Here is a 25,462-nt window from a genome sequence, read left to right on the forward strand (position 1 = left end):
AACACTTTATTGGAGAGTTTGATCCTGGCTCAGGACGAACGCTGGCGGCGTGCCTAATACATGCAAGTCGAGCGAATCTGAGGGAGCTTGCTCCCAAAGATTAGCGGCGGACGGGTGAGTAACACGTGGGCAACCTGCCTGTAAGACTGGGATAACTCCGGGAAACCGGGGCTAATACCGGATAATATCTATTTATACATATAATTAGATTGAAAGATGGTTCTGCTATCACTTACAGATGGGCCCGCGGCGCATTAGCTAGTTGGTGAGGTAACGGCTCACCAAGGCGACGATGCGTAGCCGACCTGAGAGGGTGATCGGCCACACTGGGACTGAGACACGGCCCAGACTCCTACGGGAGGCAGCAGTAGGGAATCTTCCGCAATGGACGAAAGTCTGACGGAGCAACGCCGCGTGAGTGATGAAGGTTTTCGGATCGTAAAACTCTGTTGTTAGGGAAGAACAAGTATCGGAGTAACTGCCGGTACCTTGACGGTACCTAACCAGAAAGCCACGGCTAACTACGTGCCAGCAGCCGCGGTAATACGTAGGTGGCAAGCGTTGTCCGGAATTATTGGGCGTAAAGCGCGCGCAGGCGGTTCCTTAAGTCTGATGTGAAAGCCCACGGCTCAACCGTGGAGGGTCATTGGAAACTGGGGAACTTGAGTGCAGAAGAGGAAAGTGGAATTCCAAGTGTAGCGGTGAAATGCGTAGAGATTTGGAGGAACACCAGTGGCGAAGGCGACTTTCTGGTCTGTAACTGACGCTGAGGCGCGAAAGCGTGGGGAGCAAACAGGATTAGATACCCTGGTAGTCCACGCCGTAAACGATGAGTGCTAAGTGTTAGAGGGTTTCCGCCCTTTAGTGCTGCAGCAAACGCATTAAGCACTCCGCCTGGGGAGTACGACCGCAAGGTTGAAACTCAAAGGAATTGACGGGGGCCCGCACAAGCGGTGGAGCATGTGGTTTAATTCGAAGCAACGCGAAGAACCTTACCAGGTCTTGACATCCTCTGACAATCCTAGAGATAGGACTTTCCCCTTCGGGGGACAGAGTGACAGGTGGTGCATGGTTGTCGTCAGCTCGTGTCGTGAGATGTTGGGTTAAGTCCCGCAACGAGCGCAACCCTTGATCTTAGTTGCCAGCATTTAGTTGGGCACTCTAAGGTGACTGCCGGTGACAAACCGGAGGAAGGTGGGGATGACGTCAAATCATCATGCCCCTTATGACCTGGGCTACACACGTGCTACAATGGATGGTACAAAGGGCTGCAAGACCGCGAGGTTTAGCCAATCCCATAAAACCATTCTCAGTTCGGATTGTAGGCTGCAACTCGCCTACATGAAGCCGGAATCGCTAGTAATCGCGGATCAGCATGCCGCGGTGAATACGTTCCCGGGCCTTGTACACACCGCCCGTCACACCACGAGAGTTTGTAACACCCGAAGTCGGTGGGGTAACCTTTTGGAGCCAGCCGCCTAAGGTGGGACAGATGATTGGGGTGAAGTCGTAACAAGGTAGCCGTATCGGAAGGTGCGGCTGGATCACCTCCTTTCTAAGGAATATACGGAATTAACTTGATGTTAGACTGTTCGTTCAGTTTTGAGAGTATAATCTCTCAATTCAATCGTTCTTTGAAAACTAGATAATGTAATGAAGAAGATTACCGAGTAATCGCCACCTTAGTTATTTTCTCTCTATATAATAGAGTAGAGATACTAAACTTTTTTTAAAACAAACAACCGTGAGGGAAGCGAAAGCAACCCAAACATATGGTTAAGTTAATAAGGGCGCACGGTGAATGCCTTGGCACTAGGAGCCGATGAAGGACGGGACTAACACCGATATGCTTCGGGGAGCTGTAAGTAAGCTTTGATCCGGAGATTTCCGAATGGGGAAACCCCCTATCCGTTATGGGATAGGATCCATACCTGAATACATAGGGTATGGAAGGCAGACCCGGGGAACTGAAACATCTAAGTACCCGGAGGAAGAGAAAGCAAACGCGATTCCCTGAGTAGCGGCGAGCGAAACGGGATTAGCCCAAACCAAGAGGCTTGCCTCTTGGGGTTGTAGGACATTCTATACGGAGTTACAAAGGAACGAGATAGACGAAGAGGTCTGGAAAGGCCCGCCATAGGAGGTAAAAGCCCTGTAGTTGAAACTTCGTTCCCTCCAGAGTGGATCCTGAGTACGGCGGGACACGAGAAATCCCGTCGGAAGCAGGGAGGACCATCTCCCAAGGCTAAATACTCCCTAGTGACCGATAGTGAACCAGTACCGTGAGGGAAAGGTGAAAAGCACCCCGGAAGGGGAGTGAAAGAGATCCTGAAACCGTGTGCCTACAAGTAGTTAGAGCCCGTTAATGGGTGATAGCGTGCCTTTTGTAGAATGAACCGGCGAGTTACGATTACATGCGAGGTTAAGTTGGACAGACGGAGCCGTAGCGAAAGCGAGTCTGAATAGGGCGAATGAGTATGTGGTCGTAGACCCGAAACCAGGTGATCTACCCATGTCCAGGGTGAAGTCCAGGTAACACTGGATGGAGGCCCGAACCCACGTACGTTGAAAAGTGCGGGGATGAGGTGTGGGTAGCGGAGAAATTCCAATCGAACTTGGAGATAGCTGGTTCTCTCCGAAATAGCTTTAGGGCTAGCCTCATGCGTAAGAATCTTGGAGGTAGAGCACTGTTTGGACTAGGGGCCCTCATCGGGTTACCGAATTCAGACAAACTCCGAATGCCAAAGATTTATCCATGGGAGTCAGACTGCGAGTGATAAGATCCGTAGTCAAGAGGGAAACAGCCCAGACCACCAGCTAAGGTCCCAAAGTATACGTTAAGTGGAAAAGGATGTGGAGTTGCTTAGACAACCAGGATGTTGGCTTAGAAGCAGCCACCATTTAAAGAGTGCGTAATAGCTCACTGGTCGAGTGACTCCGCGCCGAAAATGTACCGGGGCTAAACGTATCACCGAAGCTGTGGATTGAACATCGTTGATGTTCAGTGGTAGGAGAGCGTTCTAAGGGCGTTGAAGCTAGACCGTAAGGACTGGTGGAGCGCTTAGAAGTGAGAATGCCGGTATGAGTAGCGAAAGATGGGTGAGAATCCCATCCACCGAATGCCTAAGGTTTCCTGAGGAAGGCTCGTCCGCTCAGGGTTAGTCGGGACCTAAGCCGAGGCTGAAAAGCGTAGGCGATGGACAACAGGTTGATATTCCTGTACCACCGTATTCTGTTTGAGTGATGGGGGGACGCAGGAGGATAGGGTAAGCGCACTATTGGATGTGCGTCTAAGCAGTTAGAGGGACCATGAGGCAAATCCCATGGTCACATACCTTGAGCTGTGATAGCGAGGGAAATTTAGTACCGAAGTTCTTGATTCCACACTGCCAAGAAAAGCCTCTAGCGAGGAATAAGGTGCCCGTACCGCAAACCGACACAGGTAGGCGAGGAGAGAATCCTAAGGTGAGCGAGAGAACTCTCGTTAAGGAACTCGGCAAAATGACCCCGTAACTTCGGGAGAAGGGGTGCTCATTAGGGTGTTAAAGCCTTGATGAGCCGCAGTGAATAGGCCCAGGCGACTGTTTAGCAAAAACACAGGTCTCTGCGAAGCCGCAAGGCGAAGTATAGGGGCTGACGCCTGCCCGGTGCTGGAAGGTTAAGAGGAGAGGTTAGCTCACGCGAAGCTTTGAATCGAAGCCCCAGTAAACGGCGGCCGTAACTATAACGGTCCTAAGGTAGCGAAATTCCTTGTCGGGTAAGTTCCGACCCGCACGAAAGGCGTAACGATCTGGGCACTGTCTCAACGAGAGACTCGGTGAAATTATAGTACCTGTGAAGATGCAGGTTACCCGCGACAGGACGGAAAGACCCCGTGGAGCTTTACTGTAGCCTGATATTGAATTTTGGTACAGCTTGTACAGGATAGGTAGGAGCCTTAGAAGCCGGAGCGCTAGCTTCGGTGGAGGCGTCGGTGGGATACTACCCTGGCTGTATTGAAATTCTAACCCACATCCCTTATCGGGATGGGAGACAGTGTCAGGTGGGCAGTTTGACTGGGGCGGTCGCCTCCTAAAGAGTAACGGAGGCGCCCAAAGGTTCCCTCAGAATGGTTGGAAATCATTCGTAGAGTGTAAAGGCACAAGGGAGCTTGACTGCGAGACCTACAAGTCGAGCAGGGACGAAAGTCGGGCTTAGTGATCCGGTGGTTCCGCATGGAAGGGCCATCGCTCAACGGATAAAAGCTACCCCGGGGATAACAGGCTTATCTCCCCCAAGAGTCCACATCGACGGGGAGGTTTGGCACCTCGATGTCGGCTCATCGCATCCTGGGGCTGTAGTCGGTCCCAAGGGTTGGGCTGTTCGCCCATTAAAGCGGTACGCGAGCTGGGTTCAGAACGTCGTGAGACAGTTCGGTCCCTATCCGTCGTGGGCGCAGGAAATTTGAGAGGAGCTGTCCTTAGTACGAGAGGACCGGGATGGACGCACCGCTGGTGTACCAGTTGTCTTGCCAAAGGCATCGCTGGGTAGCTATGTGCGGAAGGGATAAGTGCTGAAAGCATCTAAGCATGAAGCCCCCCTCGAGATGAGATTTCCCATAGCGCAAGCTAGTAAGATCCCTGAAAGATGATCAGGTTGATAGGTTAGAGGTGGAAGTGTGGCGACACATGTAGCTGACTAATACTAATCGATCGAGGACTTAACCAAACAGGCGATTACTCAATAAATATCTTCTTCAACATTACCTAGTTTTGAGGGAACGATTCCCTTACAATTTCATAGTCCGGTGGCGATAGCGAGAAGGTCACACCCGTTCCCATACCGAACACGGAAGTTAAGCTTCTCAGCGCCGATGGTAGTTAGGGGCTGTCCCCTTGTGAGAGTAGGACGTTGCCGGGCAAGATAAAAGAGCACATCATTTGTATGTGCTCTTTTTTGTGTATATGAGTTAGTAAATATATGCTCCCCAAAAAAATAACATTGAGAAAATCATAACATTAAGTATAAATTATTGAGTTTGAGGGTTTAATAGAAGATCAAAAAATGAATGATTGAATGGAACCTCATTTGGTTATAACCCAATGAGGTAATGTTTTAGATACTAATAGTGGTCAATATGGCTTTCAAGTGATACGCAAATGACTATGGTGGTTTGATTCAATACTGCCACGATAAATTGTTCCTTGAAGTAAGGCAAATTGATATAAAGGATTTGGAAATCAGCATTATCTTAGTCAGAAAACTGTTGGCTCGTTTAGAAAGGCATTAAATTAACTTTCGTTAGCTCATCACATGTGAGTAAAGAAAGAGCAAGAATGTAATTCGGACTTTTACGATCTCTTTATCTTTCAACAATTGAACCTACAGATTCCTTGAAGAAGTTGATTTATGCATAGTGCTCCGTATGACGAAAAGCAACACTGTAGATAGTTTCCCAAAGTAAAAAAACTCCCTAATATTTGTTAAAATAATAGAGAAAATCATAAGATAAGTATAGAAGCAAAAGGGAATTTAAGATAAAATTTCAGGTGTAGTGACTCTTTTTAATTGTTGGACATAATAATTATAATGAGGATCATCTGTTTCGGTATTCACGATTTGTTCCTCACACTGCATACAAATAAAAGAAGTATATAAATGGATACCAGTAGATTGTGATTGTTCACAGATTACACATGTTTTTTCATTAAACGTTTTCACAATGTCACCTCCGTACATTCAATCATAGCCAATGATGATAAAATATATACAATATTTAGAATTTTACTCTCATAAGTGAGTTGTTAACAGTTTATGTTTGTAATCACCAATAGGTGTATGTCTATACAGTAAATTTATAAAAAGGATTTGCGTTCAATGGATCAGAAACAAATGCCGTTAGTTGAAAAATTAATACAGCATATAAAAAGAAAGCCTGAGAATTATCATGTACCTGGTCATAAAGGGGGGAGTCTGCTCACCGGAGTGAATGAGGTTGATGATTATTTTCGACAACTTTTACAATTGGATTTGACAGAAATCAGCGGGTTTGATGATCTTCATTCCGCTGAAGAAGTAATCAAAGAAGCTCAATCCTTGCTTGCCGCTTTATATGGGTCTAAAAGAAGTTTTTTTCTTATAAATGGTTCTACTGTAGGTAATTTAGCGATGATTTGTGGCACATTAAAAAGGGGAGACCGTGTGCTTGTTCAACGGAATAGTCATAAGTCTATTTTAAATGGCCTGAGACTTATTGGAGCTGAACCTATTTTTATCCTGCCTGAATTTAACCAGGAATGGGGCATTAATGAAGGTGTCTCCTATACTCATATTGAAGAGGCATTAAGTAAGTATGAAGATATTAAAGCTGTTATTCTTACTTACCCGAGTTATTATGGTACAGTGTATCCATTAGAAGATATTATTGCACTATGCCGTGAAAAAAAAGTATTAGTTTTAGTTGATGAAGCACACGGTGCCCATTTTATAGCGAGTACAAGATTTTTCCCACCCTCAAGTTTACAATTAGGAGCAGATGTCGTTATACAATCTGCCCATAAAACATTGCCAGCATTGACAATGGGGGCCTTTCTTCATATTCAAGGTGATCGGGTGGATGAAGACAGCATACAGGAATATTTAAGTATGTTGCAATCGAGTAGCCCATCTTATGTTATTATGGCTTCATTAGATATGGCTAGATTCTTTGTCAGTCAATATACAGAAGAAGATGGTAAACATTTAGTCCAACGGATAAAAGAATTGAAGGGGAAATTAAGTAATATTGCTGGACTAGCTATTATGCCAACAGATGATCCATTGAAACTGGGATTACAGTTTAAACATATCAGTGGTTATCAACTACAAGAGCTGCTAGAGAAACGAGGTATTTATACAGAGTTAGCTGATCCGTTAAATGTTTTATTTGTACTTCCATTATTAAGGTGTGCCGATGAGGATCGTTTTAGTAAAATTATCGATGCATTGCAAGAAGTTAGTACTGACATTCCCAATGCAGAAAAAGAGGAAAAGGTGAATCCAATTCCATCGCATTCAGAATTAGTAGAGGTACCAGAGGGAGCAATGATTGTTACAGTTCCTTTTGCAAGTGCGATTGGTGAAATTAGCGCACGAATGGTGACCCCATACCCGCCTGGTATTCCTTTAATATATAAAGGTGAAAGAATTACAAAAGAGCATATCACTAGTTTGGAAGGTTATTTAAATAAAGGTGCACGAATTCAAAACAGGAAAAACTTAAATCAATCATACATAGAAATATATAAGACAGCGAGGGACAAGGATGACTAAAGGTTACTTTATATCAATTGAAGGTCCAGACGGGGCAGGAAAAACGACGATTACAGAAATGGTTAAGGAACAATTAGAAACAGAAGGATATAATGTAGTACATACGAGAGAGCCTGGTGGAATTGCTATTGCTGAACAGATCCGGGCTGTTATACTGGATCCGAAGAATACAAAAATGGATGCAAGAACAGAGGCGTTACTTTATGCCGCGGCAAGAAGACAACATTTAGTTGAAAAGGTCTTACCAGCCCTTGAAATGGGTAAGATTGTACTATGTGATCGATTTGTTGATAGCTCTATTGCATATCAAGGATTTGCAAGAGGGATTGGTATTGAGGAAGTTTGGTCCATCAATCAGTTTGCCATTGAAAATGCCATGCCTCAATTGACTTTGTACTTCGATATCGCACCAGAACGAGGGTTACAGAGAATTAATCAAAATAAGGGCAGGGAAGTAAACCGTTTAGATTTAGAAGATTTACAGTTTCATCAAAAGGTATATGAAGGGTATGAAATTGTTCGGAAGCAATCTTCTAATCGCATTCAAACTGTAAATGCCGATGCCTCTGTTGAAAAAGTATTTGAACAAACGATGGACATTGTTAGAAAAGCACTTCAAAATAAGGATTAAGCTACTTGGCGAAAAATTCGGTCAGTATATCTCTGTTTGTGCATAGAATAACTGATATAATAGAAGAAAGTAAAGATATAGGAGGGTGGTATGATGAAGCTCGTATTAGCAGTCATACAAGATCAAGATAGTAATAAGTTATCTAAAGCATTAGTAGATCATAATTTTCGTGCAACCAAATTAGCCAGTACAGGGGGATTTTTAAAGTCGGGTAATACAACCTTTTTAATTGGTACGGAAGATATTCGAGTAGACAAATGCTTACAGGTCATTAAGGATAATTGCCAATCGAGAGAGCAACTTGTTGCGCCGGTTTCACCAATGGGTGGTAATGCCGATTCATATATTCCTTACCCTGTTGAAGTAGAAGTAGGTGGAGCAACTGTATTTGTTCTTCCAGTAGAACAATTCCATCACTTCTAAACCTATTTGGAGGCATAAATGAAGATTAATCAAGATTTACGTCTTAATATAGATAATAGAAGGCAAGACAGTAAGCATCCTATTGGATCGCAAGTGCGTTTTAATGATCTTGTGCAAAAAAGTGGTCAAAAAATGCAGATGACACAAATGCAAATGCTTTTAGGTGATATAGAATCAGCTGGACAGAGGGTAGCTAAGTCCAGGAGCTTTAAAGATTTAGCAAAATACAAAATGCTGGTTAAGCGTTTTGTGAAAGAGACTGTTGAGTATGGGTTGGATATTAAGCAATCCCATAGTTGGAATCAACTAGGACAAAGTAGGTCATTGAAAATTGTAGAAACGATTGATGAAAAGCTTGCTCAACTAGCCGATGACCTACTTTTACAAGAGAAAAGTGCCATTGATATTCTTAGTAAAATCGGAGAAATCAAAGGATTATTAATAAATTTATATACGTAAGTGAGTGATCAGCATGACAAAAACATGGGATCAAATAGAAGAATTACAGCCAGTCGTGTTGAAGATGCTTAAAAATAGTTTAAGTAAGGAACGCCTTGCCCACGCTTACCTTTTTGAAGGACTGAAAGGAACAGGAAAAAAAGATACGGGTATGCTTCTAGCAAAGAGTCTTTTTTGCACTGCTCCAATAAATAACTATGTTCCATGTGAAACATGTAATAACTGCAAAAGGATTAATCACTTTAATCATCCGGATGTACATCTTGTTGAGCCGGATGGTCAATCAATAAAGAAGCAGCAGATTCGTTCATTACAGGAAGAGTTTTCAAAACGGGGCGTCGAATCCAGTAGAAAAGTATATATTATCGTTCATGCTGATCGAATGACAACAAACGCAGCTAATAGTTTGCTGAAATTTCTCGAAGAACCGCATATGGATACAACAGCAATTCTATTGACTGAACAATCTCAACGAATGTTACCTACCATATTATCAAGATGTCAAACGATCTCATTTCAGCCAATAGCTGCAAAATTTTTAGTACAACAATTCGTAGATTATGGTGTGAAAGAAAAGTATGCACCATTACTTGCGCAAATTACCCATAATTTGGACGATGCTTTAGCATATAGTAATGATGATTGGTTTGTACAAGCGCAAAAAATAGTGTTAAAATTATACGAAGTACTTAAAAAAAATCCGTTACAAGCGATGGTCACTCTCCAAGAAGAGTGGTTTCCACATTTTAAGGAGAAAGAACATCTGGATTTAGGTTTAGACTTATTACTTCTTTTATTAAAAGATTTGTTATATATACAGCTTGATAAGAGTGATAGGCTCGCCTATACGCATGAGCTAAGCTGGCTAGAACAACACGCGCTTCATACATCTAATAGAAAGTTAACAGAGCAAATGGCTGCAGTTTTAGATGCAAAAAGGAAGCTGCAAGCAAACATGAATGCGCAGCTGTTAATGGAACAGTTAGTGTTAAAGATGCAGGAGGGATCTTCATTTGTATGATGTAGTAGGTGTTCGCTTTAAAAAAGCGGGCAAAATATATTATTTTGATCCCGGTGATCTTCAAATACAAAAGGATGACTTTGTCATTGTCGAGACTGTAAGAGGAGTAGAATACGGTAAAGTTGTCATTGCTCCTAAAAAGGTTGGAGAACATGATGTAGTCCTACCTTTAAAAAAAGTTCTACGTATTGCTGATCAAAAGGATCGTATGATTGTAGAAGAGAATAGACAAGCGGCTAAAGAAGCTTATCAAGTTTGTTTAGAAAAAGTAACTACTCATCAATTAGATATGAAATTGGTGGATGTTGAATATACTTTTGACCGCAATAAGGTCATCTTTTACTTTACTGCTGATGGTAGAGTGGATTTCCGTGAACTAGTAAAGGATTTAGCGGCCATTTTTCGGACAAGAATTGAACTTCGTCAAATTGGCGTTCGTGATGAGGCGAAGATGCTTGGTGGCATAGGTCCATGTGGCAGAATGCTTTGTTGTTCCACTTTTTTAGGTGATTTTGACCCAGTTTCGATTAAAATGGCTAAAGATCAAAATTTATCTTTGAACCCGACGAAGATATCTGGACTATGTGGTCGTTTAATGTGCTGTTTGAAATATGAAAATGACGAGTATGAAGCAGCTAAAAAAGAGCTCCCAGATGTAGGGGAATGGGTGAAGACACCAGAGGGTTCTGGAAGGGTAGTAGGGTTAAATATACTTGAAAGAATTCTACAAGTTAACCTAAAGGAACAGGAAAGAGTGCTAGAATTTACGTTAGACGAAATTAATGAGAATGCCGTGTCAGTTCAATCCACAGATTAATGAGGTGGAATGCTTGGATAAAAAAGAAATCTTTGACTCTGTAGATAATATGGAATCGCAAATCGGTCAATTATATATACAGCTTGGTGAGTTGAAACAGCATCTTGCTGAGGTGTTAGAAGAGAATAACGCATTGAAGTTGGAAAATGAACATTTACGTAGAAGATTAAAGATTACATCTGACCGAGAAAAGAAAAATGAACAGCAGAAGGAAGAAACAGAGAAAGAAAAACTCTTTGATATAGGGGAAGGCTATGACAACCTGGCTAGACTATATCAAGAAGGGTTCCATATTTGTAATCTTCATTTTGGTAGTCCTAGAAAAGATGGGGATTGCTTGTTCTGTTTATCATTTTTAAATAAAAAATAATCGATACCTTCCTTCTAAACAAGGAAGGTTTTTTTAAAGATATAAATTTCGTTTTCTAAGTGTAGAGGAATCTTCGGCTTAAGGGGCTTCAACCGATAAAATAAATAGATACGAAGTGTGCTTTTTAGTAATGGAGGAAGAGAAATGGTTATTTTAAAGGGTGATGAAAGGTTAGATCATTTGTTAGCAGAGGGATTGAGAATTATTCAAAGTCCTTCCGTATTTTCATTTTCGGTTGATGCCGTGTTATTAGCTCGATTCACCTACTTACCTATACAAAAAGGAAATATCATAGATTTATGTAGTGGGAATGGTGTGATACCTTTGTTTTTAAGCGCAAGAACAAAAGGAATGATTACAGGGGTGGAAATACAAGATCGTCTTGTTGATATGGCGAATAGAAGTATTCATTATAATCAACTAGAGAATCAAGTTAAGGTGGTAAAGGGAGATGTTAAAGGCATTGCTCGGCAATTAGGGTATGCTAAGTATGATGTGGTGACATGCAATCCACCTTACTTTCCAGTTGATACCAATAAACATAAAAATGAAAATGAGCATTATGCGATTGCTCGGCATGAGATTCTCTGTACATTAGAAGATACAATTCAGTCAGCTAGTCAACTAGTTAAGCACGGAGGGAAAGTTTCTTTTGTTCATCGCCCAGGTAGGTTGTTAGATATCGTGACATTAATGAGAAAGTATGAGATAGAACCAAAAAGGATTCAACTCGTTTATCCTGAGCAAGGAAAAGAAGCGAATGTGCTTCTAGTGGAAGGCATTAAAAAAGGAAAACCTGACTTAAAAATATTGCCGCCATTGTATATCTATGAGACGTCGGGTGAGTATACAAAGGAAATGAGGTTGATGTTGTATGGAGACTGAAACTCATTACTTTTACGTACTCGAATGCAAAGACGGCACCTTCTATGCTGGATATACAAATAATCTTATGCAAAGGATAGAAAAGCATAATGCTGGGAAAGGCGCTAAATATACAAGGGGAAGAGCCCCGCTAACACTTATTTTTCATCAAATATTTTCTAGTAAGTCAGATGCACAGAAAATGGAATATCGTTTTAAGCGATTGAGTAGACAGAAAAAAATTGAATGGATGAATACCCAAAGAGAAGAAGGTCGGTGAGTAATATGCAACAACAGAAGAGTTTCCATATGGAGAGTGAAAAAGGTATTCTCTACTTAGTGCCAACACCCATAGGTAATCTAGAGGATATTAGCTATCGCAGCTTAAGAATATTAAAGGAAGCCGATTGGATCGCTGCAGAGGATACTAGGAATACAAAAAAACTATGCAACTACTTTGAGATAGAGACACCCATTATTAGTTACCATGAGCATAATAAAGAGAGTAGCGGGTATAAATTAATTGCGAAGTTGAAAGATGGAGAGAAAATTGCGCTTGTGAGTGATGCAGGTATGCCAACCATTTCTGATCCAGGATATGAACTGGTTACTAGTGCCATTGAAGAGAAGCTCACTGTTGTCCCGTTACCTGGTGCGAATGCTGCACTTACAGCATTGATTGCCTCGGGGCTACCAACACAGCCATTTTTCTTTTATGGCTTTTTAAATCGGCAAAAGAAGCAGAAAAAGGCAGAGTTAGAGACGCTTTCAAAAGTATCTTCTACAATCATTCTATATGAATCTCCTCATAGGTTGAAGGAAAGCTTACAGCTCATGTTAGATATCTTAGGCGATCGTTCAATTGTTTTGAGTAGGGAGCTGACAAAGAAGTATGAAGAGTTTATTAGAGGATCGATAAGAGAAGCAGTAGAATGGGCAGGCCAATCTGAAATTCGCGGGGAATTTTGTTTAATTATTGAGGGTTGCAAAGAGCCAGTAGAAGAAAGTAAGTGGTGGGAAGGGTTATCTATTGAAGAGCAAATTACTTATTATATAGAAGAAAAAGGTATGAAAAGTAAGGATGCCATTAAACAAACAGCGCTAGACCGTGATATGAATAAACGAGAGGTATACAAGATTTATCATATTGATGAAGCGTAAAAAAATAGAGACTCGCAAATAGGAGTCTCTTTGTTTATTTATTTAGTTAGTTCAAAATTGCTTTGGATTTCTTTAATTAATTGCTCAGCGCCATCTTTGCTAAGGATTAATTTTCCACCAGCTAGTGAGATGTTATCATCGGATACTTCACCAGTAACTTGGCAAGTCATGTTTGGCTTATATTTTTTTAAGATGATTTTTTCATCATCCACATAGATTTCTAATGCGTCTTTCTCTGCAATACCAAGAGTACGTCTAAGTTCAATTGGAATAACTACACGACCTAATTCATCAACTTTACGAACAATACCAGTAGATTTCATATTAATTGCTCCTCCCAGTCATCTATCTAATTATTTATCTTTTTCGTCATTATTCGACAAAAATCATTGTTGATATTATAATACCAACCATTGCCATAATCGTCAATTACTTTATTTTATTTTTGTGTGGAAATTATTAACATGAAGAGGAATATTGATTTATCAACGTTTATGATGGAAAAGTCATGGATAAAAACTCACCCAATTTCCAGTAGACGTACATACCTCGTTTCGACAAAACGACATAATTCGACAAATTTCATCTATTTGTCTATTTTTTGTCGAACGATTAATTTGATTATGGATTTAGAAAAAACACGGAGATTGCAATAAAACCATCGCTTCTCCCTTCGGAAATGTTGCACAAATTCATGTTTTTAGGTATATTTTGAGGAAGATAGAGGCTAAGATGACTCATATATATTCTTTTTTTCATGCAAAGAAGAAACAATAAATATATGGTCAGATATGAGAGATTAGACTCGTCATAAGGGCGGGTTTTTTAAGATGAGGAGGAAATAAACATGGAGGAAAAATTAAAGACTTTTTATTTAACCACTCCAATTTACTATCCGAGCGGAAATTTACATATTGGACATGCTTATACGACCGTTGCTGGTGATGCGATGGCACGTTATAAGCGTCTACGAGGTTATGATGTAATGTATTTGACGGGTACTGATGAGCATGGCCAAAAAATTCAAGAAAAAGCGGAAGAAAAAGGCGTGTCTCCCCAAAGTTATGTGGATGAAATCGTTGGTGGTATCCAAGACTTATGGAAAAAGTTAGATATTTCTTATGATGACTTCATTCGTACAACAGAAACAAGACATAAAGAAGTAGTTGAGAAGATTTTTGCTCAATTATTAGAGCAAGGTGATATTTATCTTGGGGAATATGAAGGTTGGTATTGTACGCCTTGTGAATCGTATTTTACTGAAACACAATTAGTTGAAGGTAACTGTCCAGATTGTGGGAGACCGGTTCATCGTGTGAAAGAGGAGTCATATTTCTTTAAAGTAAGTAAATATGCTGATCGGTTACTACAATATTACGAAGACAACCCTTCTTTTATTCAACCAGAGTCTAGGAAAAATGAAATGATTAATAACTTCATTAAACCTGGGTTAGAGGATTTAGCTGTATCTCGTACAACATTTGATTGGGGTGTTCCGGTTCCTGGTAATCCTAAGCATGTCATTTATGTATGGATTGACGCCTTATCAAACTATATTACTGCATTAGGATATGGCTCAGATAATGATAGTAAGTATTTGAAGTACTGGCCTGCAGATGTTCATTTAGTCGGAAAAGAAATTGTGCGCTTCCATACTATTTACTGGCCAATTATGTTAATGGCACTAGACTTACCATTACCTAAGAAAGTATTCGCTCATGGTTGGTTATTAATGAAGGATGGAAAGATGTCTAAATCTAAAGGTAATGTAGTAGACCCAGTCACATTAATTGATCGTTATGGTTTAGATGCGTTACGTTACTACTTATTGCGCGAAGTGCCGTTTGGCGCTGATGGTGTATTTACACCTGAAGGTTTCATCGAGCGTATTAATTTTGATTTAGCCAATGATTTAGGAAATCTCTTGAATCGTACAGTGGCTATGATTAATAAGTACTTTGATGGCGTAATTCCAACTTATCGTGGTTCAAACGGTGAATTTGATCAAGCGCTTGTACAAATGAATAAAGAGACAGTTGGAAAATATGAAGAAGCAATGGAAAACATGGAGTTTTCAGTTGCGTTGTCTGCTGTATGGCAATTGGTCAGTCGTACGAATAAGTATATTGATGAAACAAAGCCATGGATGCTTGCGAAAGAGGAGAGTACACAAGAGGAATTAGCAACGACGATGTACCACTTAGCAGAATCGTTAAGAAGAATCGCCGTTCTATTACAACCGTTCTTAACTAGAACACCAGAGAAAATCTTTACACAGTTAAATGTAAACAAAGAAGAGCTCATCTCTTGGGAGAGCATTGAGACATTTGGTAAAATTGGCGAAGGTATAAAAGTACAAAAGGGCGACCCTATTTTCCCTCGTCTTGAAATTAGTGAAGAGGTTGAGTATATTAAGCAAAAAATGCAGGGTAGTGCACCTCAAGGTGAAAAAGAAGAGAAGCAAGTACAAGCGAAACCAGATAGTGAGGAAATCACGATTGATGACTTCATGAAAGTGGATTTACGTGTTGCTCAAGTTATAGAGGCTGAACCAGTCAAAAAAGCGGATAAGTTATTAAAATTACAATTGGATTTAGGTTATGAAAAACGTCAAGTTGTTTCAGGTATCGCAAAGTTTTACAAACCAGAAGATTTAGTTGGCCGTAAAGTTATTTGTGTAACCAATCTTAAACCTGTTAAATTGCGTGGAGAATTATCTGAGGGAATGATTCTTGCTGGAAGTGAAGATGGCGCATTATCATTAGCTACAATTGCAGAGTCATTACCAGTAGGCGCGAGAGTCAAATAATATCCGATTAATGGAAGCAGAAGGTTTTTAGAACATAGAAATGTGATCCGTTACAAAGACGATGATGCATTTCTATGTTTTTTATTTTTATATAATATATCTAAATAAAGTTATTAAGGTTAACTCTATATATATAGAAGGAAGATGTTTATTTAATATCATAGTTGTTAGTTTTCTAAAATAATAATAAAAAAGGAGAAATGAGGATGCTATTTGATACACATGTCCATTTAAATGCGGAACAATATGACGAGGATTTGGAAGAAGTGATTAAGCGAGCAAGAGAAGCTGGGGTTGAAAAAATGGTCGTCGTTGGTTTTGATAGACCTACAATTGAAAGAGCAATGGAACTGATTGAACAATATGATTTCCTTTATGCGAGCATTGGTTGGCATCCGGTTGATGCGATTGATATGACTGAAGGAGATTTAATTTGGATAGAAGAATTATCGAAGCATCCAAAAGTAGTCGCAATCGGAGAAATGGGATTAGATTACCATTGGGATAAGTCACCAAAAGATGTGCAAAAAGATGTGTTTAGACAACAAATTCAATTGGCAAAAAAGGTAAAATTACCGATTATTATTCATAACCGTGAAGCAACAGCTGATATCGTAGAAATATTAAAAGAAGAAAATGCTGCTGAAGTAGGTGGGATTATGCATTGTTTTAGTGGAAGCCCTGAAACAGCTAAAGAATGCATTGATATGAATTTTTATATTTCATTAGGTGGCCCTGTTACTTTTAAAAATGCAAGAAAACCAAAGGAAGTGGCAGCAGAGATTCCATTAGAAAAATTGTTGATCGAAACAGATTGCCCATATTTAGCTCCGCACCCATTCCGTGGCAAACGTAATGAACCAAGCTATGTGAAGTTGGTCTGTGAACAAATTGCTGAAATTAAAAACATTCCAGTAGAAGAAGTTGCAGCAATTACAACCGAAAACGCAAAAAAATTATTCGCTATAAATTGACAGCAAATATTGTCAAAAATAATAGAAGCTTGTCCAAATGTTTTCTTATACCAAAAAGTTCTACACAGGAATCTGTCCTCATAGGATAACCATGTCGATATCTCTCACTTTGCAAAAAAATGCTTTTTCTGCATAATAGAGCGTACGTGCAGAAAAAAATTTTTCTCGTATGGAAAGAGGGAAAAAAGAGTGTTTCGGAGAATAGAAGGTATATCAGTTTGCCTGACTTCTGAAATGCTCGATTGATTCAGTATTTTTAGGGGGTGTGGATGATAAGGTGAACGTTCTTTTCTTGAACTCTTTATAAGGGGAAGAGGAATACTTGGGGATGTTCCGTTTTATCTTTCCCTCCAAAAAATCAGATAGTGAGTGTTGACAGTCAGCAAGATAGTCTATATAATCACTCCGAGAGAAAAGGAGGCAATTTTCATCGTGATAAATTACATGAAAAACCTGTTATCCAAGTCTTTGAGCAAGAAAAAATGGGCAGTTATCTTTGCTAGTCTAATCGTTACGATTACAGCTAGCGGTTTTTTAATCTTTGAAATGACAAAGAAAACCGTTGCTCTAACATTAGATGGTGAGGAACAAACAATAAATACACACGCAAAAACCATTCAAGAGATATTTGACGAAATGGATATAGGATTACGCTCAGAAGACTATGTGTACCCCTCGGTAGATAAAACCGTTAAGGACAATATGGAAGTGGTTTGGAACCCTGCAGTGCAGGTGAAGATTACCGACAAAAAAGATTCCGAGGTCATATGGACAACAGCTGATACTGTGCAAGAGCTGATAGATGAAGAGAATATTGAATTAAGTAAACATGATGCCATAAAGCCTAAATTAGGTGATAAAATTACAGGTAAGATGGACATCAAGATTGATCGCGCGTTCAAAATTGAATTAGCAGACGGTGCGAATGATAAAACCGAAGAAGTGTGGTCAACTTCGACTACGGTCGCTGACTTTTTATCGCAACAAGATATTAAGCTAGGAAAATTAGATCGTGTTGAACCAAAGTTGGATGAGACAGTCAAAGAAAATGACGTAATAAAAGTCATCAGAGTTGAAAAGGTCACCGATGTAGTGGAAGAACCAATTGAATATGCGGTCGTAACTAAAAAAGACGATAGCTTGAAAAAGGGTAGTGAAAAGGTTCTTGAAAAAGGTCAAGAGGGTCTTTTGAAAAAAGAATTTGAAATTACTCGTGAAAATGGAAAAGAAATCTCTCGTAAATTACTTAGTGAAGAAAAAGTAAAAGAATCAAAAAATCATATAGTTGCTGTTGGAACAAAAGTATCTCAACCAGTTACAAAAGTGGCATCTCGCGGCGAGACTAATGAATCTAGTGGCAAAGAAATGTATGTTAGCTCTACTGCCTATACTGCAGGTTGTAATGGTTGTTCAGGTGTCACAGCGACGGGATTAGATTTAAAAGCTAATCCGGGAGCAAAGGTGATAGCGGTAGATCCGAGCGTTATTCCTTTAGGGACAAAAGTATATGTGGAAGGTTATGGTTACGCTGTAGCTTCCGATACGGGATCTGCTATTAAAGGGAATAAGATTGACGTATTTTTCTCCAGTAAATCTGATGCTTATCGTTGGGGACGTAAGCAAGTGAAAATACGTGTGCTTAATTAGATGGTGTTTGTAAGCAGGGGAATTCATCCTCTGCTCTTTTTCTGTTATAATTATTTGCATTTTCTTTCGTAGGATGTTTCATATATAATAAAATGCATGCAATCTTGCTGTACTATCATTATATATATTTAGACGATTAACATTACAGAAATGTTTCACTTTTTTTGCAAATAATTCATTCTATTTAAAATAAGTTTGCTGAATAAGTATAAATTGGAAGTTTTTAGTGAACGGATAGGTGTTAAGATGAAAATAAAAGAGATTATCGTGGTAGAGGGTAAGGACGATACTGTCGCGATTAAAAAGGCATTAGATGCCGATACAATTGAAACAAATGGCTCAGCCATAAATTTTGAGACATTAGAAAAAATAAAACTGGCGCAAAAAACGAGAGGTGTTATTGTTTTAACAGATCCTGATTTTCCTGGTGAGAAAATTAGACATACGATTACAAAGCATGTCCCACAATGCAAGCACGCTTTTATTGATAAACAATTTGCGATAGCTAAGCATGGTAAAGGTGTAGGTGTTGAGCATGCTTCTGTTGAGGTGATACGAGAGGCGCTCTCCCATGCCTATGTCATGACAGAGGAGGCTGTGTCTGAAGTGACGCAGGCTGATTTAATGGACGCAGGCTTAATTGGTGGCAGTGACGCAAAGAAGCGCCGTGAAGAGCTAGGCAAGATTTTAAAGATAGGTTATGCCAATGGCAAGCAACTTTATAAACGTTTAACAATGTTTCAAATTACAAAGAAAGACTTTTTGGCAGCGGTAGCTAAAATGGACAAGGAGCTTGGTTATGAATAAGGATATTGCCACACCGATAAGAACGAAAGCAATTTTAGAGAAGCATGGCTTTTCGTTTAAAAAGAGTTTAGGTCAAAACTTCTTAATAGACACGAATATATTAAATCGAATTGTGGATCATGCTGAATTAACATCCAAGTCTGGTGCAATTGAAATTGGTCCTGGTATTGGAGCATTAACTGAGCAATTAGCTAAGAGAAGTGAGAAGGTTTTAGCTTTTGAAATTGATCACCGACTATTACCAATATTGGCAGATACACTTGAGCCATATCCGAATGTAAAAGTTATTAATGAAGATGTGCTAAAGGCTGATATCGTTTCAGCGATACAACAAGAATTCGCAAATATCGATGATTTAATGGTAGTTGCTAATTTACCTTACTATGTCACTACGCCAATTATTATGAAGTTATTAGAGGATCAGCTCCCGATTAGAGGTATTGTATGTATGTTGCAAAAGGAGGTCGCAGAACGTATTTCTGCGAGTCCTGGCTCTAAAAGCTATGGCTCCCTTTCGATTGCAATTCAATATTATACAAAAGCAGAGACTGTTATGATTGTTCCTAAGTCTGTCTTCATTCCTCAACCGAATGTTGATTCTGCTGTTATCCGCTTAACAAAATTAGATCAACCAGCAGTGAAAGTCCAAGATGAAGCCTTCTTCTTTAAAGTAACAAGAGCAAGCTTTGCTCAAAGGAGAAAAACCATCCTCAATAATTTAACGAGTCAGTTAGAGAAGGGGAAAGAAAGAAAAGAGTTCATTTTACAGGCACTAAATCAAGCGGGGGTTGAACCAACGAGAAGAGGAGAAACGTTAGGGTTAGAAGAATTCGCTCGTTTGGCTGACGCATTACTACCTCACTTCAGTTCATAACATCTATTAGGTATTAGCACATATGAACCGGACTAATGACTTTATTAAAAGTGTTTAGTCCGTTTTTTATTTGGCTTTTGGGATTTGCAATTTTTCCTTGTACGGTGAAGAGGCGCTATAGAGAAGCACAGGTCCAAGCATTGGCGCATAATTTAACTAAAGAAACAGACTCAGGGAAATGGCCCAAAATGGAGTGACGACAGTGACTATAAAATTAATGGATATCGTTGGGAGGGTTTCCTATCATTGTGATATTATGTTCCGCGTTATTGACATAAGAGAGCATGATGGGAAAAGGATGGCGGTATTATATGGAGAAGATATAAGGCTCATTGCAGATGCTCCTTATGAGGATCTTATCATCATGAGTCAGTCTGATCAGCGAAGAATTATGCAGGAATTCCGCACACTTGAAGAACAATCTCTTGAATTATTCCGTCAAGATGTTCATCTATTGCAAGAGAAAAGAGAATATACAGTAACAGAGGGATATAGTAAAGCAGCTAATTATTTTCAATTGCCCGGGAAGGTATTACATCTTGATGGTGATCCAGGTTATTTAAAGAAATGTTTAACGGTTTATGAGAAAATCGGTATTCCAGTTACTGGACTACACTTAAGTGAAAAAGATATGCCTCGTGTTATTGGGGAGTTAGTTGATTATTATCGACCGGATATTTTAGTTATTACTGGCCATGACGCATATACAAAGGCAAAGGGTAGTAAGTCAGATATAGAGGCATACCGCCATTCTAAGCATTTTGTGCAAACGGTGAAAGAAGCGAGGAAGAAGGTTCCTCATTTAGATCAACTTGTCATCTTTGCTGGAGCTTGTCAATCTCACTTTGAATCCCTGATTCATGCTGGAGCTAATTTTGCTAGTTCTCCTTCTAGAGTAAATATTCATGCGCTAGATCCCGTATATATTGTAAGTAAGATTAGTTTTACACCTTACAATGAGCATATTCGTGTTTGGGATGTGTTAAGAAATACATTATCTGGTGAAAGAGGCTTAGGTGGGGTGGAAACAAAAGGTGTGCTTAGGACGGGTATGCCGTTCCATTATGAGGAAGAGGAAGAACAATCTATTGATCCGTTTGGGTCATTTTAAAAGAGAGTTTACCTTTTGGGAAAATGATAAAATAAGGGGATGTTAGAGGGGCTTGCCAATGTTGGTAGGGCTTCTTTTTTATGAGGAAAAATAAGATTCTCAATAATTTTACATAATTTCCTAAAAGATGGGGAATGTTAGGAATGTAGAAAATTAGCAAAAAAAGTAGAACGAAATGTGTTGCAACTGTTTTTGTTTATTGATATAATTAATAATTTTACTTGACTTAATTGTGGTAAAGTGGTATACTTTTTATAGTGAGGTGGACCGAATGGGAAAAACATTATTGGATATCAAAAAGGCACTTGATTCAAATCTTGGTAAAAGGCTAATGCTCAAGGCTAATGGCGGACGCAGAAAGACAATTGAACGGTCTGGCGTTTTAGCTGAAACGTATCCATCTGTATTTGTCATCGAGTTAGATCAAGATGAAAATGCATTTGAACGCGTATCTTACAGCTATGCGGATGTTTTAACAGAAACGGTTCAAATTACTTTCTATGAAGACACATCAGGACAAGTTGCTTTAAGCTAACCTTATATAACATCAACAAAAGCGGCAAGCCAATTTGCTGCTTTTTTGTGTTTTAGAAAGGTTAAAACAACTACTAGTAATTACCTTTATGAAAGAAATACTTCTGAGGAAAGCTATGAGTAGCAATGAATAAGGAGTGATTCCAAGATGAGCAGAAGAAGGCGAATCATGTCAGAAGGAATGAAAGAAGAACTCGCTAAAGAATTAGGCTTTTATGAAACCGTTCAACAAGAAGGCTGGGGCGGTATTACTTCTAAGGATGCTGGCAATATGGTGAAAAGAGCAGTAGAAAAAGCCTTAGCATCCTATCAGACAAAATAATTCATTGTGTTTTTTAAAGAAACAAATATGAAATCAGGCTAATGCTCCCCTATAGGTAGACAAATATCTGGCTACCTATGGAGGAGTATTTTTTTATGCTTAAACTCTCTGGAAGGAAAGTATTTAATATCAAACGCGTAGGCGAACGAAAGTCCAGAATCAGGAAGGTGAACGAAGGAGATATGGTTAGGTGAAATCGAGTTAGATTAAGCCCAATCGAAAAAAACAAACTTCAAAAGTATAGTCCGGGTGCGGATAAAATCGATCCAGAAAGCTATACTTCATGTTGGTTACAAAAACGATCCCCCGGAAATGCGAATCAAGAGTCACCCCTGATTTGTAAGACGAGCGTCCTTTTAATCTGTTTCTTACAATCGTTATACACAGCTTATACATAACAAAGACCGCTTGGGCATAAGTACTTAGTTTATTTTATTTCGTTTTGCGATTACTGATTTTTCATCGTGGAAATGCTGATTGTTCCCAGGCTAATGTCAAAAAATTAATCTTAATATTGAATAATATTATTGCATACGTCTTACTTTTCTCGTTTTGTGGTAAAATAGGACAAAAAATGGAGTCGTCCTGAAATTTGTAAAGTAGGTGGAGAGTTTGAAACTTTTAGTAAAGGCTCCTGCTAAAATCAATTTATCACTAGATGTCCTCGGTAAACGAGAGGATGGTTATCATGAAGTAGAAATGATTATGACAACCATTGATTTGGCAGATCGTCTTGAATTAACGTTATTGGATAAAGATGAGATAAAAATTGTTTCACATAATCGCTTTGTTCCAGATGACCATAGGAACTTAGCTTATCAGGCAGCACATTTGCTAAAGAACAGGTTTAATGTGAAGCAAGGGGTTAGTATTGCGATTGAAAAAGTGATTCCTGTTGCTGCGGGATTAGCTGGGGGAAGCAGTGACGCAGCGGCCGCGTTAAGAGGCTTGAACAAGCTGTGGCAATTAGGGTTAGCGATTGATGAGTTAGCGGAAATCGGTGCAGAAATCGGCTCTGATGTATCTTTTTGCGTTTATGGAGGGACAGCCCTTGCTACAGGTAGAGGAGAGCTTATTCAAGCTTTACCAGCTCCACCAACTTGCTGGGTGATTTTAGCCAAACCTTTTATCGGTGTTTCGACTGCTGAGGTGTATCGCCGCTTAAATAAGCAGGGAATTAAACATCCGCAAACCTTAGCAATGATTAAGGCCATTGAAGATCAGTCTTATAGCGATGTTTGCGCACATTTGTCTAATGTCCTTGAAAGTGTGACGTTAAAAATGCATCCAGAGGTTAACCAGATTAAGGAACAGATGCAGAGATTTGGTGCTGATGCAGTCTTAATGAGTGGTAGTGGCCCGACTGTATTTGGTTTAGCACAGCATGATTCTCGTATGCACCGCATTTATAATGGTCTAAGAGGATTTTGTGACCAAGTTTTTGCGGTTAGACTCCTTGGAGAACAGCATAAACTTGATTAAAGACGTATAATAATGTTATATTATCGTTATAATATTCGGTTTTTAATTAAAAGGAGGGCCAATCATGAAATTTCGTCGTAGTGAACGTCTAATTGATATGACACATTATCTTTTAGAGCATCCAAGACAATTGGTATCCTTAACCTTTTTCTCAGAAAGATATGGTTCAGCTAAATCATCAATTAGCGAAGATTTAGCGATAATAAAAGACACTTTTGAGCTTCGCGGAATAGGCACATTAGAAACAGTTCCAGGGGCAGCGGGTGGCGTGAGATATCAGGTGAAGGTACGAGATGAAGAAGCGAAACCGATCATTGCAGAACTATGTGAGTTAATTGCAAGTCCTGATCGCCTCTTGCCGGGCGGTTACCTTTATATGACTGATATTTTAGGTGACCCTATGATTGTACAAAAATGCGGTAAGTTAATTGCATCGGCTTATATTAATAAAAATATTGATATGGTCATGACAGTTGCAACAAAGGGAATTGCGCTTGCCTATGCAGTCGCTAATTATCTTAATGTTCCTGTTGTCATTGCCAGAAGAGATAGTAGAGTGACAGAGGGATCTACAGTCAGCATTAACTATGTATCAGGGTCTGCGAAAAGGATTCAGACAATGGTTCTTTCTAAAAGAAGTTTAGAAGAAGGTTCGAAAGTACTTATTGTTGATGATTTTATGAAGGCCGGCGGCACAATTAATGGCATGATTAGTATGCTAGATGAATTTAAAGCTACACTAGCTGGAATTGCTGTCTTAGTAGAATCAGAAAATGCAGATGAACGTTTAGTTGATGAGTATGTATCTCTCGTCCAGTTAGCAGATGTAGATGTGAGAGAAAAACGTATTAATGTAACTGAAGGAAACTACTTCAAAAGGAATTAAGTAGGGAGAGGGAGGAAGATTGAAATGAAGATCGTTCAAACGAATGAAGCTCCAGCGGCTATTGGACCGTATTCTCAAGGTATTGTTGTAAATAATATGTTTTATAGCTCGGGACAAATACCATTAACTACAGAAGGTGTTATGGTAGATGGTGATGTGAAGGATCAAACACATCAAGTATTTAAAAATTTACAAGCAGTATTACAAGAAGCAGGTGCATCACTTGAAACAGTCATCAAGACAACTGTCTTCATCCAAGATATGAACGACTTTGCAACTGTGAATGAAGTTTATGGAGAGTATTTCAATAACCACCAACCCGCTCGCTCTTGTGTAGAGGTAGCAAAATTGCCAAAAGAAGCAAAAATTGAAATAGAAGTTATCGCGCTTGTGAAGTAAATCTCATGTGGGGGATACACCATTCTGAAAGGATGGTGTATTTTTTATGAGACAAAAGTGAATTTCATGAAATCGAAATAGTAAAAGGAAATGGTATTTGGAAGAATTTTAATGGAAATCATCCATTTGTCCTAAAATTACGAAATATTTTTTCTAATTAAGAAGGAGTTTGCAATTATATGTGGAATTGTAAGTAAAGGATTTTATCTACTGGGAAAAGGTGGTGAACAGAATGGAAGTAACTGACGTAAGATTACGCCGCGTTAATACGGATGGCCGCATGAGGGCGATTGCATCTATTACTTTGGATCAGGAATTTGTCGTTCATGATATTCGTGTCATTGATGGTAATAACGGCTTATTTGTAGCGATGCCAAGTAAACGTACTCCGGATGGAGAGTTTAGAGATATTGCTCATCCGATTAATTCCGGGACTCGCGGTAAAATCCAAGAAGCAGTATTAGCAGAGTACCATCGTTTAGGTGAATTAGAGGAAGTAGAATTTGAAGAAGCGGGTGCTTCGTAGACAAATAGACACGCAGGTAGGAGTCCATACATCTTAGGTATGGGCTCTTTTTTTG

General features: G+C 39.5%; 24 protein-coding genes and 3 rRNA genes. 25 read left to right on the top strand and 2 right to left on the bottom strand.

Annotation, left to right across the window (positions count from 1 at the left end; translation table 11 throughout):
* Positions 1-6: 6 nt before the first annotated feature.
* The 3 genes from MKY26_RS17490 to rrf all read left to right on the top strand — a co-directional run bounded on the left by MKY26_RS17490 (position 7) and on the right by rrf (position 4,899).
* A 16S ribosomal RNA gene (locus MKY26_RS17490) occupies positions 7-1,555 on the top strand.
* Between the two features lie 219 nt (positions 1,556-1,774).
* A 23S ribosomal RNA gene (locus tag MKY26_RS17495) occupies positions 1,775-4,707 on the top strand.
* A gap of 75 nt (positions 4,708-4,782) precedes the next feature.
* A 5S ribosomal RNA gene (gene rrf, locus MKY26_RS17500) occupies positions 4,783-4,899 on the top strand.
* Together the 16S, 23S and 5S rRNA genes form the textbook arrangement of a ribosomal RNA operon.
* Before the next feature lie 612 nt (positions 4,900-5,511).
* Here rrf and MKY26_RS17505 read toward each other — a convergent pair.
* The gene (locus tag MKY26_RS17505) at positions 5,512-5,700 is read right to left on the bottom strand and encodes a sigma factor G inhibitor Gin (RefSeq protein WP_233435334.1); all 189 of its coding nucleotides are present in this window, start codon (positions 5,698-5,700) and stop codon (positions 5,512-5,514) included.
* Positions 5,701-5,856: 156 nt separating this feature from the next.
* On the opposite strand from MKY26_RS17505, the gene MKY26_RS17510 reads away from it, so the two are divergent.
* From MKY26_RS17510 to rsmI, 10 genes are all read left to right on the top strand, one after another.
* Positions 5,857-7,290, top strand: a complete 1,434-nt coding sequence (locus MKY26_RS17510; protein WP_341049283.1) for an aminotransferase class I/II-fold pyridoxal phosphate-dependent enzyme — start codon at positions 5,857-5,859, stop codon at positions 7,288-7,290.
* Positions 7,283-7,921: a dTMP kinase gene (tmk, locus tag MKY26_RS17515; RefSeq protein ID WP_095371307.1), complete on the top strand. Its 639-nt coding sequence runs from the start codon at positions 7,283-7,285 to the stop codon at positions 7,919-7,921. The genes MKY26_RS17510 and tmk overlap by 8 nt, the downstream gene beginning before the upstream one ends.
* A 93-nt stretch (positions 7,922-8,014) precedes the next feature.
* Positions 8,015-8,344 (top strand): cyclic-di-AMP receptor, encoded by a 330-nt coding sequence (locus tag MKY26_RS17520; RefSeq protein WP_095371306.1) that lies wholly within the window; start codon positions 8,015-8,017, stop codon positions 8,342-8,344.
* An 18-nt stretch (positions 8,345-8,362) separates the two neighbouring features.
* Positions 8,363-8,803: a YaaR family protein gene (locus tag MKY26_RS17525; RefSeq protein ID WP_095371305.1), complete on the top strand. Its 441-nt coding sequence runs from the start codon at positions 8,363-8,365 to the stop codon at positions 8,801-8,803.
* Between the two features lie 13 nt (positions 8,804-8,816).
* The gene (holB, locus tag MKY26_RS17530) at positions 8,817-9,824 is read left to right on the top strand and encodes a DNA polymerase III subunit delta' (RefSeq protein ID WP_095371304.1); all 1,008 of its coding nucleotides are present in this window, start codon (positions 8,817-8,819) and stop codon (positions 9,822-9,824) included.
* On the top strand, positions 9,817-10,641 hold the full coding sequence (locus MKY26_RS17535) for a PSP1 domain-containing protein (protein ID WP_095371303.1): 825 nt from the start codon (positions 9,817-9,819) through the stop codon (positions 10,639-10,641). Before holB ends, MKY26_RS17535 begins: the two co-directional genes overlap by 8 nt.
* 13 nt (positions 10,642-10,654) lie before the next feature.
* The gene (gene yabA / locus MKY26_RS17540) at positions 10,655-11,011 is read left to right on the top strand and encodes a DNA replication initiation control protein YabA (protein ID WP_095371302.1); all 357 of its coding nucleotides are present in this window, start codon (positions 10,655-10,657) and stop codon (positions 11,009-11,011) included.
* 144 nt (positions 11,012-11,155) lie between these two features.
* Positions 11,156-11,896 carry a tRNA1(Val) (adenine(37)-N6)-methyltransferase gene (locus MKY26_RS17545; protein ID WP_095371301.1) on the top strand — a complete coding sequence of 247 codons (741 nt, stop codon included), beginning with the start codon at positions 11,156-11,158 and terminating at the stop codon, positions 11,894-11,896.
* Positions 11,886-12,155 (top strand): GIY-YIG nuclease family protein, encoded by a 270-nt coding sequence (locus tag MKY26_RS17550; RefSeq protein WP_095371300.1) that lies wholly within the window; start codon positions 11,886-11,888, stop codon positions 12,153-12,155. Before MKY26_RS17545 ends, MKY26_RS17550 begins: the two co-directional genes overlap by 11 nt.
* A 5-nt stretch (positions 12,156-12,160) precedes the next feature.
* The gene (gene rsmI, locus MKY26_RS17555) at positions 12,161-13,036 is read left to right on the top strand and encodes a 16S rRNA (cytidine(1402)-2'-O)-methyltransferase (protein WP_322910618.1); all 876 of its coding nucleotides are present in this window, start codon (positions 12,161-12,163) and stop codon (positions 13,034-13,036) included.
* 38 nt (positions 13,037-13,074) lie between these two features.
* On the opposite strand, the gene MKY26_RS17560 is transcribed toward rsmI, so the two are convergent.
* A complete protein-coding gene (locus tag MKY26_RS17560; RefSeq protein ID WP_180317054.1) occupies positions 13,075-13,365 on the bottom strand; it encodes an AbrB/MazE/SpoVT family DNA-binding domain-containing protein in 291 nt (96 codons plus the stop codon).
* A 518-nt stretch (positions 13,366-13,883) separates the two neighbouring features.
* Between MKY26_RS17560 and metG the strand changes: the two genes are divergently transcribed.
* From metG to spoVG, 12 genes are all read left to right on the top strand, one after another.
* Positions 13,884-15,845: a methionine--tRNA ligase gene (gene metG / locus MKY26_RS17565; RefSeq protein ID WP_095371296.1), complete on the top strand. Its 1,962-nt coding sequence runs from the start codon at positions 13,884-13,886 to the stop codon at positions 15,843-15,845.
* Positions 15,846-16,051: 206 nt separating this feature from the next.
* Positions 16,052-16,819, top strand: a complete 768-nt coding sequence (locus MKY26_RS17570) for a TatD family hydrolase (RefSeq protein ID WP_328200216.1) — start codon at positions 16,052-16,054, stop codon at positions 16,817-16,819.
* A gap of 444 nt (positions 16,820-17,263) precedes the next feature.
* Entirely contained in the window at positions 17,264-18,466 is a 1,203-nt protein-coding gene (locus MKY26_RS17575) for a ubiquitin-like domain-containing protein (protein ID WP_341098701.1), read from the top strand.
* Positions 18,467-18,712: 246 nt separating this feature from the next.
* A complete protein-coding gene (rnmV, locus tag MKY26_RS17580) occupies positions 18,713-19,273 on the top strand; it encodes a ribonuclease M5 (RefSeq protein ID WP_095371293.1) in 561 nt (186 codons plus the stop codon).
* Positions 19,266-20,147, top strand: a complete 882-nt coding sequence (gene rsmA / locus MKY26_RS17585) for a 16S rRNA (adenine(1518)-N(6)/adenine(1519)-N(6))-dimethyltransferase RsmA (protein WP_095371292.1) — start codon at positions 19,266-19,268, stop codon at positions 20,145-20,147. The genes rnmV and rsmA overlap by 8 nt, the downstream gene beginning before the upstream one ends.
* 202 nt (positions 20,148-20,349) lie before the next feature.
* Positions 20,350-21,258, top strand: coding sequence for a sporulation peptidase YabG (gene yabG / locus MKY26_RS17590; RefSeq protein ID WP_095371291.1), 909 nt, complete (start codon positions 20,350-20,352; stop codon positions 21,256-21,258).
* 271 nt (positions 21,259-21,529) lie between these two features.
* Positions 21,530-21,793, top strand: a complete 264-nt coding sequence (gene veg, locus MKY26_RS17595) for a biofilm formation stimulator Veg (protein WP_095371290.1) — start codon at positions 21,530-21,532, stop codon at positions 21,791-21,793.
* Between the two features lie 147 nt (positions 21,794-21,940).
* On the top strand, positions 21,941-22,114 hold the full coding sequence (locus MKY26_RS17600) for a small, acid-soluble spore protein, alpha/beta type (RefSeq protein WP_307319231.1): 174 nt from the start codon (positions 21,941-21,943) through the stop codon (positions 22,112-22,114).
* A 612-nt stretch (positions 22,115-22,726) separates the two neighbouring features.
* On the top strand, positions 22,727-23,596 hold the full coding sequence (gene ispE / locus MKY26_RS17605) for a 4-(cytidine 5'-diphospho)-2-C-methyl-D-erythritol kinase (RefSeq protein WP_341098250.1): 870 nt from the start codon (positions 22,727-22,729) through the stop codon (positions 23,594-23,596).
* Positions 23,597-23,660: 64 nt separating this feature from the next.
* Positions 23,661-24,482, top strand: a complete 822-nt coding sequence (gene purR, locus MKY26_RS17610; RefSeq protein ID WP_095371287.1) for a pur operon repressor — start codon at positions 23,661-23,663, stop codon at positions 24,480-24,482.
* A 24-nt stretch (positions 24,483-24,506) separates the two neighbouring features.
* Positions 24,507-24,881 carry a RidA family protein gene (locus MKY26_RS17615; protein ID WP_307319225.1) on the top strand — a complete coding sequence of 125 codons (375 nt, stop codon included), beginning with the start codon at positions 24,507-24,509 and terminating at the stop codon, positions 24,879-24,881.
* 232 nt (positions 24,882-25,113) lie between these two features.
* On the top strand, positions 25,114-25,407 hold the full coding sequence (spoVG, locus tag MKY26_RS17620; protein ID WP_095371285.1) for a septation regulator SpoVG: 294 nt from the start codon (positions 25,114-25,116) through the stop codon (positions 25,405-25,407).
* Positions 25,408-25,462 lie beyond the last annotated feature (55 nt).

Origin of the sequence: Cytobacillus sp. FSL R7-0680 (assembly GCF_038009245.1) — a bacterium.
Lineage (GTDB): Bacteria > Bacillota > Bacilli > Bacillales > Cytobacillaceae > Cytobacillus > Cytobacillus kochii.